The organism is Candidatus Nitrotoga sp. AM1P (genome assembly GCF_013168275.1).
Lineage (GTDB): Bacteria > Pseudomonadota > Gammaproteobacteria > Burkholderiales > Gallionellaceae > Nitrotoga.
This window is the reverse complement of record NZ_AP019547.1, coordinates 1,964,832-1,976,931: the sequence shown is the minus strand read 5'-3', so window position 1 is coordinate 1,976,931 and position 12,100 is coordinate 1,964,832. Positions and strand designations below refer to the sequence as shown.

Here is a 12,100-nt window from a genome sequence, read left to right as displayed (position 1 = left end):
AAAAACCACTATATGTAGTATACCAATGTCGTATATGGATGCACATGTAGTAGAAACGATTGTAGTACATTAAAAAAATTATGCAAGTTTTTTATCCCGATAAATCGATCTATTTAATAAAACAAACAAATATAAAAAAGCAAGAACAGCACAACGTGCTTCTATTAAGAATAAATATATTTATATGTTCTGTTTTCGGCTTGTTTTTAATCCATCCTTCTCAAGATAGCGCGGCCAGTCAAATCCATGCCCAGGATCTGTTTTCCGTCCCGGTGCAATATCTGAATGCCCTGCAATTTCACGAATCGGATAGGCACGTTTGAGCACTCGCGTCAGCCGGATTAGTGCAGCATACTGCTGATCGCTGAATGGCAGAAAGTCTGTGCCTTCTAATTCGATGCCTATGGAAAAATCATTGCAGGCCGTGCGTCCGCGCCACATCGATGCACCGGCATGCCAGGCGCGCTTGCTGCAAGGCACGAACTGGGTAATTTCACCCGTGCGCTGTATTAAAAAATGGGCAGAAACTCTCACCCCTTTGAGTTGAGCAAAATAGGGGTGTGCATCCGTATCAAGAATGTTGGTAAATAACTGTGCAACCGCCTGGCCACCGAACTCACCCGGTGGCAGGCTGATATTGTGAATAACCAATAAGTCTATGGTGGTGCCAGATGGACGGAAATCACAGTTGGGCGAAGCAAGGCGGCGTATACCGCTGACCCATCCATTTGTGCCAATTTTCACTGATTATTCATCCTTGTCAGTGATATCCAATCGATCCATACGATAGCGCAAAGCGCGAAAAGTCACTCCCAGCACCTTGGCCGCAGCTGTGCGGTTGAAATTGGTTTGCTGTAACGCCTCTAGAATGGCTGCGCGTTCGACGCTATCCAGATAATCGGTAAGTGGATATTTGCCAGCTACACTTGGTTTGGTGGTCGTTTCAGCAAAATCCGTGGGTGCAAGCTGCAAATCGGCTGGCATGATAATGTCGTCCGAACATAATGCAAGTGCCCGTTCGATTATATTTTCCAATTCGCGCACGTTGCCCGGAAAATCGTATTGTTGAAGTGCTTTCAAAGCTGACGATGCTAATTCGACCTTTGCATCACCGCACAAACGAGCTAAAAAATGGTTGGCGACCTCGGCAATGTCATCGCGCATTGCGCGCAACGGTGGCATAAGCAGGGTAATCACATTCAGACGGTAATATAAATCCTGACGGAATTTCCCCTGCTGTACTTGCTCCGCCAACGCATTATGGGTGGCGCTGATGATACGTACATCCACCGACTCTTCTTGCGTGGCGCCCACCTTACGCACTTTTTTCTCCTGGATTACCCGCAACAATTTTACCTGCATGGAGAGAGGTAAATCGGCAACCTCGTCAAGGAATAAAGTACCGCCATTGGCAGCCTGAAATAAACCCTCGCGATCTTTTTCCGCACCAGTGAAGGCGCCCTTGCGATAACCGAAAAATTCGCTTTCCATAAGCGTTTCCGGGATTGCACCGCAGTTTACCGTGATGAAAGGCTGGTCGCGTCGAGCGCTTTTTTCAACGATCAGCCGCGCAGCCAGTTCTTTTCCACTACCTGATTCGCCACTGATATGTACCGGTGCCTGGCTACGTGCCACCCGATCGATCAGGTCGCGCACCTTTTCCATGGCCGGGGAAAGTCCCAGTAATGTTCGCACGCCTTTTCGTACGGTGGCAGACAGTGGCGGCAGCTTTAGCACAGCATTGACCAAGGCGCGCAGCTGGGTCAGCGCAACTGGCTTGGGGAGGTAATCGAAAGCGCCCGCCTTAAGTGCAAAAATCGCATTTTCCATGTTGCCATGCGCGGTAATTACCGCGACTGGCACATGCATGTTGCGAGCAATAATATATTGCACCACCTCCAGTCCTTCTCCATCCGGCAGGCGCATATCTGTCAGACATAGCTGATATGTTTTAGTATCTAATTGTTGCAAAGCTTCTTGCACATTACTAGCGCGGTCGACCTGCAATCCCATGCGTAGCAGCGCCAACTCGATCAACTCCAATATATCCGGCTCGTCATCCACCACCAAGACGCGCGCAGGGCTGGCCTGTATATCAACGGTCATTTTGATCCCCAAACACAATGCGGAAACAGGCACCGCCCTTTGTGGGCTGTCTATATTCAAGCGTTGCGCCGTTAGCCTCGCACAATTCGCGTGCAATATACAGGCCTAAACCGGTACCACCGGCCGTCATGGTAAAGAAAGGCTCGAACAATTGTTGAACGGTCTCGGGGGCAACTGGAGGCCCATCGTTCAGAATTTCCAGTATCGTCCTCCCATCATTGGAGCACCATACACTTAGTTGTACACTGCCTGTCAGTTTGCTGCAATAACGCAGAGCGTTGCGGCATAAATTCCACAATACTTGATCGAGATGGCCAAGATCAAATCTGATTACGCAAGCAGGGGCAATCTTAATTAAAAATATCTCCTGCGACACGCCTTGGGTATGACGCAACCCTTCAATATAGAGGGGCAGTTTTTCTGTTAAATTATAATCTTCACTTTGCACCCTGTCGCGTCGGTTTAGCTGCAGGACATCTTCCACGATGTGGTTCAACCTTGCGGCATTGTCCATAATGATCTGAAACAGACGAGTCTGCCCCGGATCGTGCTTTTCTTCTTGCAGTAGTTCAGTTGCGTAGCTGATAGCCGACAGTGGGTTGCGTACCTCATGGGCAATGTTGGCGGTCAATCGTCCCAGTGCTGCGAGTTTGATCTGCTGAGCCTGTGCCTGAACGCGTTGCATATCCTCAAGGAAAATTATCGCGCCCCAAAATCCATCGCGCTCTACTGGCAGGAAACGCACACGCACCTGATGATTGGTTATAGGCAAACGTAATACTTCATGTTCGCGCCCCTGATGCAGCCGCCAAACGGCGAATCGATCCGCCAGCAGGGGCGCGCAACTTTTCAGCGTGGCATTATCAGTATTTGAAAACGTGTACCCAAGCAAACGCTCCACACCAGGATTGTACTGCTTGACCATTCCGCTCTCATTCACCACCAGCACGCCGTCTGGCATATCCTGAATCACCAGTCTGTTAGTTTCTGCCATGTTGGCCAGATCTACACCGCGCAGAGCGGCCAGATTTTCGCTGGCACTGGCATACTTGGCCATGGTATGCGCCAGCCAGGCGACGGCAAAATAAGCGGTGCTTAGTAATCCGGCCTGCACATATTGGGCTACCGCCGCATCCTGGGTGAGCACTGCGTAAGAATGTTGCAACAACACTGCAATGCTGGCAAGTGCCGCGAAAAACAGAGTGGTCTTGCCACGGCTGATCAACCCTGTAGCGGTCAGAGATACTAGTAACAACACGCCCAAACCGCTTTGTATGCCCCCGCTGGCGTGTGATAAAACTGTTATACAAACAATATCTGTTCCTACCTGAAATGCCAATTGCAAGTTAAATCGTGGCCGACGTAACTTGATGGTTAGAAGCGAAATCAAGGTCATTACGACGTATAGGAGACTGGTGCGAAAGAACAGCGATGGAGCGCTTGAACCTAACGACAGGGCGTGACCAAAAATGCTTACCAGAAAGATAAATAGTCCACTCAGGGTCAGGCGATAAAGATTGAAGAAGTAAATTGAGCGCCACATGGCATCCGGTGCGGGCGCAGAATAAGATCTCGGGCGCAATGGATGCCACGTGGAGAGGGGTAGGTTATCCCACATCAAAATTTATCTGGTATTAGAGATTATTCAGGTTCGTCAATGTGTGCACGGCGATGCACCTCACTGCAATAATGCTTGTGATCGACCATAATGCTCTCACCTTTAGGCAGATGCACACCGCAGTGCGCACAACGCACCATATTTTCTCTGTGCTTTGATGTATCTTCACCTAGTACATCTTTTTTTGGCATCTGCTTGCGGTAATACCTGAGCAGCAAGTAGATGACTATGAAGATAACAATTACGATTAATATGCGACTCATCCCACCATACTCCAAAGAAACCGCTCATGAGCAGAAATTAAAAGGTAAACAGAAGTCTCCCAGTCTTACGATTGTTTTCTACATCGTCGGGTTCTGAAATCGATCTACTCACACTATTATATTGTGCCATAGCTTTCGACTTGAGTCCGTGCTGGGCTCTTGGGTAAAAATACAGCCAAACAATTGCTCATTATCCGAGTTAAGTTTGTTTGCCATTACTTCTTATTTTTTGCCAAGCGTTGCAATGCGGTTTTCAGAGGTGAGTCTTGCAATTTTACGGCGAAGTCAACCAGCTGCTGACGTCCTATACTGGTGAGAGAGGTAGGGCGAGGGGGTCGTGTGTTGATCGGTAAGGCAACTTGCACCTTAATCTGAATTCCAGTAATCTCGTAGCCCCCGTTTTGGAATAAATGGGTAAATCCTGGGGTAAGTTGACGTAGTTTTGCTGCCACCGTGCCATTATCTGCGGCAATAACGAGAGTTTGCTGGTCGATTTGCATTACATGGCTAACGCGTACCAGAGAGGATGGTGCGATCTGTTCATAATGCCGCTGCAATGTGAGAAGTTCGTCTACCTTATTTGATAGCTGACGTAACTCTTGGCTGGCATTGAAATATGAACTTAATCGATTTGACACAACATCAGGTTAATTCAGTAATGGAAGCATGGATACTATTCTGATTTCCATGGTTTGTAAAAGCTCATAGCAGCTGCTCGGTAACAATGCACCATCAGGCATTTGTGTTGTTTTTAGAGTTGATTTCGACGGGATTATTTTCACTGTTAGGATGAGTTATGTTCAATAAGAAACTGCTCCGCTTCCAGTGAATAGAGTTTTGATGCTGAGAAACATTTTTAATGTTGACATCGGTTCGAGATATTTGGAGTGTATTCAGATTACCAAGAGCATTATGCTAAATGCTAATATAATAAAGATTGATCATGGCAAATGATGATCTTCAGCTTGCACAGATTGTTAGATCTACTGGTGTCCGCTGTGCCGGACGGGAAGTTGTTAAAGCGAATAGATCAGCACTGCTTTGCTTGGTTCTCCTCATGATTTTAGAAGTGAGATATTCAAAAGTGTCGCATACAAGCATTTTTTTGAAACGTTGAGAATTGATAAACATTGGGTTTTGTACAAGGGTGAGGTGGCACTTCACCCTTTTTGCTTGGTGTAACTGACAATAAATTAAAGCTTAAATAGTTAAATCCAGCATTAAAACTTAGAATTAAAATCTCAGAATTGAAACCTAGAAAAATTAAAAAATGATTTCTACTTTATTAAAAAGTGTTTTTGGCAGTCGTAATGATCGCCTCCTTAAACAATATCGCCAGACAGTCGCGATGATTAATGCTCTTGAGGCCGAGGTGGGAAAGCTTTCAGACGAGGCACTGTGTCTTAAAACTGACGTCTTCAAACAGCGCATTGCTCAAGGCGAAGCGTTGAATACATTGTTACCCGAGGCATTCGCCGTGGTGCGTGAAGCGGGACAGCGTGTACTGCAAATGCGTCACTTCGATGAACAACTGATCGGCGGCATGGCACTGCACCATGGCAAAATTGCGGAAATGCGCACCGGCGAGGGCAAAACTTTGATGGCGACCCTGCCGGCATATCTCAATGCGCTTTCAGGTCAGGGCGTGCATGTGGTGACGGTCAACGATTATCTGGCGGCACGTGATGCTGAATGGATGGGTCGGCTATATCGCTTCCTTGGATTGTCAGTGGGGGTAATTCTGTCGCAGATGGACCATACCGACAAGCTGGCTGCTTACAATGCGGATATAACCTACGGCACCAACAACGAATTTGGTTTCGATTACTTGCGCGACAATATGGCTACCCATGCGGGTGAGCGTTTCCAGCGTAAGCTGAATTATGCCATCGTGGATGAGGTGGATTCCATTCTTATCGATGAAGCGCGCACCCCACTGATTATTTCTGGTCAGTCTGAAGACAATGTGGATGTCTATATCCGCATGGATAAATTAGTGCCGCAGCTTGTGCGTCAGCAAGAGGAAAATGGACTTGGTGATTACAGTGTTGATGAGAAAAACCGTCAGATTTTGTTGACGGAAAGCGGGCATGAACATGCTGAAAAATTACTGAGTCAAGCAGGACTATTGCCTATCGGGGGCAGCTTGTATGACCCAGCTAATATTATGCTGATTCATCATCTGTATGCTGCGTTGCGTGCTCATGCGCTGTATCTTCGCGACCAGAATTATGTAGTGCAGGACGACGAAGTAATTATTGTAGATGAATTCACTGGTCGTATGATGGCAGGAAGGCGTTGGTCCGAAGGCCTACACCAAGCGGTAGAGGCCAAAGAAGGGGTGACTATCCAAAAGGAGAATCAAACTCTAGCCTCTATTACCTTCCAGAATTATTTCCGTCTATATGGCAAATTGGCCGGCATGACCGGTACGGCAGATACCGAAGCGTTTGAGTTTCAGCAGATTTACAATCTGGAAACCGTCATTATTCCGCCGCACCGGCCCACTATCCGCAAGGATATGATGGACAAGGTTTATCTTACGACAAGCGAGAAATATCGAGCAGCCATTTTGGATATTCAGGATTGTTACAAGCGTAGCCAACCAGTGCTGGTTGGCACCACTTCGATTGAAACATCGGAATTATTGTCGCAATTACTGGAAAAAGAAAAGCTGCCTCACCAGGTTTTAAACGCCAAGCAACACGCGCGCGAAGCTGAGATCATAGCGCAAGCGGGAAGCCCAAAGATGATTACGATCGCTACCAACATGGCCGGGCGTGGCACGGACATTGTGTTGGGCGGCAATGTGGAAAAGCCAATCGAACGGTTACGCATGGACGAGAGCTTGGATAATGCCACGCGTGATCAACGCATCGCCCAGTTGCGTGCTGAATGGCAACCGATACATGACCAAGTTGTAAAGAGCGGTGGCTTACATATCATCGGTACCGAGCGCCACGAATCGCGTCGTGTGGATAACCAATTGCGTGGCCGCGCGGGTCGTCAGGGCGACCCCGGTTCCAGCCGTTTTTATTTATCGCTGGAAGATCCGCTGTTGCGGATTTTTGCCTCCGACCGTGTGGCAGCCATTATGAACCGTTTCAAGCTGCCCGAAGGTGAAGCGATTGAGCATTCTTGGGTCACCCGCGCCATTGAGAATGCACAACGCAAGGTCGAAGCGCGAAATTTTGACATGCGCAAGCAGATTCTTGAATACGACGATGTCGCTAATGAACAACGTAAGGTAATCTATCAGCAGCGCAATGAGTTGCTGGAGAGCGTGGATATTTCCGAAACGATCAATGCAATGCGCGAAGGGGTAATGCAAGACATCATTAGTGAATACATCGTGCCGCAGAGTATGGAAGAACAGTGGGATGTTCCTGGACTGGAAAAGGTGCTGGCTGCTGAATTTCAATTGACCCTACCGCTTACGCAATGGCTGGAACAAAATAAACAAATTGATGAAACTGGCTTGCGTGACCGTGTAGTGCAGGCTGCACAGCAGCAGTATCAAGCCAAAGTGGAGCAAGTTGATGCGGAAATGATGCACGGATATGAGCGCATCATCATGTTGCAAAGCGTGGATACCCACTGGCGTGAGCATTTGGCAGCGTTAGATCATCTGCGTCAGGGCATCCACCTGCGTGGTTATGCGCAGAAGAATCCTAAGCAAGAGTATAAGCGTGAAGCATTTGAATTGTTTTCGAGCATGCTTGACTCGATCAAGCGTGATGTCACACGGATACTGATAAACGTTCGTATCCGCAACGAACAGGATATTGAAGCGGTAGAAGCACCTCACGCTCCGGAAAATGTGCAGTATCATCATGCCGATTACGAAGAGGCCTTGGCTACGGAGGATGGTGAGGCAGAGCACAAACCATTTGTACGCATTGACAAAAAGGCCGGACGCAATGATCCATGTCCCTGTGGTTCTGGCAAAAAATACAAGCAGTGCCATGGCAAATTAAATTGATGTAGTTATTATTGGTGGGAGATCACGATGATGATGGATGACCTGATTTTGCAGACCCTGCGTAACTCCACGCTGACTGAAGAGTTGCGAGATGCCGAGATTGAAGAATTGGCAAATATTATTACGGTGCACGAATACAAAGCGGGTGAATATCTCCTCCAGCCTGGTAACAGCATGCTCAGAAATACACTTATGATCCTTGCTACAGGTGAGGTTGAGGCGACCGCCACTCTTGATGGAGAAAAAGCGACCTTGCATCTGTTACAACCCGGTGATTTGGCTGGTATCATCACGTTTGTTGGTGGAAGTGCCGCACAGATCAGTGCTACTGTGGTGGCCAAGACAAACAGCAAAATGCTATTACTAGACCGCTCCCGTCTGGAGTCTTTTCTCAGCACAAATCCCGCTATCGTTTATTACGTAATGCGCGGTATCGTGCGTCATGTGCACGGCATTGTGAGGCGTATGAATATGCAATCCGTAGAAATGAGCAACTATATTTACCAACAAGGTGGTCGCTACTAGCGACTGAATGTTTTAATTGGGAAATGTTTCCATGCAATATATTGTTCAACTCATTATATGAATATTCACACCGCTCATTCATATTTTTACTGGGTGAATAGTGCCATGCACTCATCGTACGAATTTATGAAATGTATGGGCTACAGGCATGCCAGTTAATCTGCAATCTCCTATTTCAAGTGCTCTGCTGCCTGTTAAAGGTGTGCTGCTGGGCACAGCGGAAGCAAACATCAAGAAACCCGGGCGTAAGGATTTGTTGCTCATGCACCTGACTGCGCAAGCCACGGTGGCTGGGGTATTCACGCAAAATCGTTTCTGTGCCGCACCGGTTATTGTGGCACGCGAACATCTGGTTGCGAACAAAAGTGTGCGCGCACTTGTGGTTAACACGGGTAACGCTAATGCGGGTACCGGCGAACAGGGGCTGGCTGCGGCTCGCGCTACCTGTGCTGAAGTAGCTATTCTTCTGGATTGCGAGGCAGAGCAAGTGCTGCCCTTCTCCACTGGTGTGATCATGGAGGCGTTGCCGCTATCGCGGCTGGTCTCAGGACTACCAACCTGCGTAGCCGAACTACGCGAGGATAATTGGTTTAATGCCGCGCAGGCCATTATGACCACGGACATCGTTGCTAAAGCGGTATCCAAACAAATCGTATTCGATGGTGTAACTATCACCATTACCGGCATCGCTAAAGGCTCCGGCATGATCCATCCTAACATGGCTACCATGCTCGGCTATATTGCCACTGATGCGGCGGTGGCCCGGTCTCTGTTGCAACAGTTGACGGCTCACGCCTGTGATGCTTCGTTTAATTGCATTACCGTGGATGGCGATACATCTACTAATGACGCACTGATGGTGATCGCCACCGGCATGAGCGGTGCACAAGCAATCATTGATGTGGAAAGCACGGCGTTCGCGCAGTTGCAGGCGGCAGTCACGGAGGTTGCCATATTGCTGGCGCAGGCCATCGTGCGTGATGGTGAGGGTGCGACCAAGTTTATCACTGTCCAAATTGAAGGGGGCAAGAGCGTGGCGGAGTGCAAGAAAATTGCCTATGCCGTGGCACGTTCCCCCTTGGTTAAAACTGCGTTTTTCGCTTCTGATCCCAATCTTGGGCGGATCCTTGCTGCTATCGGATATGCCGATGTGCAGGATCTCGACGTGCATCGCCTTAAGTTGTATCTTGATGATGTGCTGGTAGCTGAACATGGTGGACGCGCCGCCAGCTATATTGAAGAAGATGGACAGCGCATCATGCAACAAAGCGACATTACCATTCGGGTCACGCTAGATCGCGGCACGGCAGTGGCTACAGTATGGACCTGCGATTTCTCTTATGACTATGTCAAGATTAATGCCAGTTATCGTAGCTAGGGCGATATAACATTCGATACAGTCCAAAATAAAGGCTGAGTGTATTTAAGATGGGTCACGTGTAATTATTTCGTCCTCAAGAGCCATGGCTATTTCTGTTGGAGTTGGAAATAAATTACGATAGATAGCGTACATTGAGCTAATCATTACGGGCAGTAAAATCAGCCAGCCCAACATCAATGGCATGGTGGCAATCATCATGAAAAGTAACATCATTCCGCCATATAAGGACAGGGGGAGGATGTTACGTAGGCAGGCTGACAGGCTGGTTTTCAGCGCGTCAATAGGCGACATTTTCTCAAAGATTATCAGCATCGGAGCAAACTGCATCGACATCAGCAGCAGGCTGAAGAATGCCATGCCCAACGTCAGTGCAATGCCCGCGCCGGCAACGGCTTGTGCTAGTATTTCCGGGTTGTTCGCTGTTTTGCTGCTCATCAAAATACTTACTAGAGTAGCGCCGCCGGTGAGCATCATTACGCCTAATATCAGCATTTGGCTAATCAAGCTAATACCACCTAATGTGACTAGTTGCGAAGTATTGTTGTGGAATCCAGCGAACAAATGCGATAACTCCAGTTCTTTGTCATGCTCCAGCGCATGGCAACCACACATATAGCCAGCGAGTAGCACTGGGAATAGTAGTGTGGCTAAGGGGTCGCCGATTACCGGGATGGTGGAAATGCCGAGTAATCCGGTTACCCCGACGGTTGCTAGAACCACCCACAGTACCGGGCTTTTTTTGAATAACCAGTACCCCTGCTTTATCCACAGCCAGCCATTGGCAATATTTACTTTTCGTGCCTCCATGTTTGCCTCGTTATAACCAAATAACATTACTGTTTGCGGCGATATGCCGTTGCAGAATGCATTTAAATTGATCTGGATTATGCGCGTGTATCAGTTCATTTTCACGTGGCAAGTGCATATCGTACAGGCGCGATAGCCAGAAGCGCAGCGCGGCTGCTCGTAAGGCAATGGGCCAAGCAATCCGCTCTTCCGTTTGCATTGGCCGCACCGCATGGTAGGTCTGCAACAGGGCTTGAGTGCGCGCCTTGTCCAGAGTGCTGTCTGAGCCCATGCACCAGTCGTTCACGGTGATGGCCACATCGTACAAGAGACTATCGTTACAGGCGAAATAAAAATCGATCAGACCGCCGATGCGCGTACCATCAAACAGTACGTTGTCGCGGAATAGATCAGCGTGGATCACGCCTTGCGGTAGTGCGGCAAGTGTGTGTTTTCCGTGGAATGTAACTTCGCTTTCCAGGAGCGCTGCGTCTTGCGGTGATAGAAACGGTGTTACCTGTGGTGCGGCACGCGCACGCCAAATTGCAGCATGTGTGTTGGACATGGTTCCCGCAAAGCTCTGCGCTGCATTGTGTAATCGGCCCAGCATTTCGCCTATAGCGGCACAGTGAATTACCTCTGGATTCATCAACGATTTGCCTGGCAAACGACTGACAATGCACGCAGGCTTGCTATTCAGTTCGCTCAAGAATTGGTTATGTCGATTGGCTACGGGGCTCGGGCAAGGAATGTCGTGACGGGCCAAATGAGACATCAGATTGAGGTAAAACGGTAGTTCGCGGGCAGCAAGCTTCTCGAACAGCGTCAGCACGAAGCGACCATTGCTGGTAGTGACAAAGTAGTTGGTGTTCTCGATACCCGAGGCAACTCCTTGCAATTCCAGTAGTTGGCCTAGCGAATAATCGTCCAGCCAAGAGATAAGTTCTGGCTCAGTGACACGGGTAAAAACTGCCATATTTCGGAACTCGTATCAGAATCTATGGATAATCCAGCGTGGTGGACGAAAACCTGGATCCAGATTTTGATAATGTGAAAATTTCCCATCGCCAAGGTCATCCACCAAATAATAGGGTGGTCCAACTTTCGGGGTAATCTTGATCATATAAAGCTTCCCGCCCGCGCGGAATTCTTCCACGGTCTGTTCAGCCGGTTTGATGGGGGTAATTTCCTGACCCAGAGCAGCATCCTGCGCGTCGTCATCAGCGGGCAATTTGGGCAACTGGAGTGGTAACGGCAACAAATTAGCATCAGGGGCTTTGGCATCAAGTGGGGGGGGCGGCGGCAATGGTTGCAGACCAGGCAGCTGAATCGGTGCGGCGGAGGCTGTGCTGAGCAGGGCGCTCAGGAATAAGGTGGTAATCAGGCGCATCATATTCCCTCGGAGATTTTCCATGGCTACATTCTAGCCGATAAGCACG

The 12,100-nt window shown here is 48.6% G+C and carries 11 protein-coding genes; 3 read left to right on the top strand and 8 right to left on the bottom strand.

The genetic code is table 11. The features are described 5' to 3' along the window. Positions 1-180: 180 nt before the first annotated feature. From ampD to W01_RS08800, 5 genes are all read right to left on the bottom strand, one after another. A complete protein-coding gene (gene ampD, locus W01_RS08820) occupies positions 181-744 on the bottom strand; it encodes a 1,6-anhydro-N-acetylmuramyl-L-alanine amidase AmpD (protein ID WP_173053917.1) in 564 nt (187 codons plus the stop codon). Positions 745-747: 3 nt separating this feature from the next. Continuing rightward, complete coding sequence (locus tag W01_RS08815) at positions 748-2,106, bottom strand: sigma-54-dependent transcriptional regulator (protein ID WP_173053915.1); 1,359 nt, start codon at positions 2,104-2,106, stop codon at positions 748-750. Beyond that, positions 2,096-3,649: a sensor histidine kinase gene (locus tag W01_RS08810; protein ID WP_173053913.1), complete on the bottom strand. Its 1,554-nt coding sequence runs from the start codon at positions 3,647-3,649 to the stop codon at positions 2,096-2,098. The genes W01_RS08815 and W01_RS08810 overlap by 11 nt, the downstream gene beginning before the upstream one ends. 98 nt (positions 3,650-3,747) lie before the next feature. Then, positions 3,748-3,987 carry a PP0621 family protein gene (locus tag W01_RS08805; RefSeq protein ID WP_173053911.1) on the bottom strand — a complete coding sequence of 80 codons (240 nt, stop codon included), beginning with the start codon at positions 3,985-3,987 and terminating at the stop codon, positions 3,748-3,750. A gap of 215 nt (positions 3,988-4,202) precedes the next feature. Beyond that, entirely contained in the window at positions 4,203-4,625 is a 423-nt protein-coding gene (locus W01_RS08800) for a DciA family protein (protein ID WP_173053909.1), read from the bottom strand. 632 nt (positions 4,626-5,257) lie between these two features. Between W01_RS08800 and secA the strand changes: the two genes are divergently transcribed. The 3 genes from secA to argJ all read left to right on the top strand — a co-directional run bounded on the left by secA (position 5,258) and on the right by argJ (position 9,872). Continuing rightward, positions 5,258-7,969 (top strand): preprotein translocase subunit SecA, encoded by a 2,712-nt coding sequence (secA, locus tag W01_RS08795; protein WP_173053907.1) that lies wholly within the window; start codon positions 5,258-5,260, stop codon positions 7,967-7,969. 27 nt (positions 7,970-7,996) lie between these two features. After that, complete coding sequence (locus tag W01_RS08790; RefSeq protein ID WP_173053905.1) at positions 7,997-8,494, top strand: Crp/Fnr family transcriptional regulator; 498 nt, start codon at positions 7,997-7,999, stop codon at positions 8,492-8,494. A 148-nt stretch (positions 8,495-8,642) separates the two neighbouring features. Then, complete coding sequence (argJ, locus tag W01_RS08785; RefSeq protein ID WP_173053903.1) at positions 8,643-9,872, top strand: bifunctional glutamate N-acetyltransferase/amino-acid acetyltransferase ArgJ; 1,230 nt, start codon at positions 8,643-8,645, stop codon at positions 9,870-9,872. A gap of 45 nt (positions 9,873-9,917) precedes the next feature. On the opposite strand, the gene W01_RS08780 is transcribed toward argJ, so the two are convergent. Genes W01_RS08780 through W01_RS08770 form a run of 3 tightly spaced genes read right to left on the bottom strand, consistent with a single transcriptional unit; the run spans position 9,918 to position 12,054 of the window. Next, entirely contained in the window at positions 9,918-10,682 is a 765-nt protein-coding gene (locus W01_RS08780) for a BPSS1780 family membrane protein (protein WP_173053901.1), read from the bottom strand. Positions 10,683-10,692: 10 nt separating this feature from the next. After that, positions 10,693-11,637, bottom strand: a complete 945-nt coding sequence (locus W01_RS08775; protein WP_173053899.1) for a homoserine kinase — start codon at positions 11,635-11,637, stop codon at positions 10,693-10,695. A gap of 15 nt (positions 11,638-11,652) precedes the next feature. Next, positions 11,653-12,054, bottom strand: coding sequence for a DUF2782 domain-containing protein (locus W01_RS08770; RefSeq protein ID WP_242006920.1), 402 nt, complete (start codon positions 12,052-12,054; stop codon positions 11,653-11,655). Positions 12,055-12,100 lie beyond the last annotated feature (46 nt).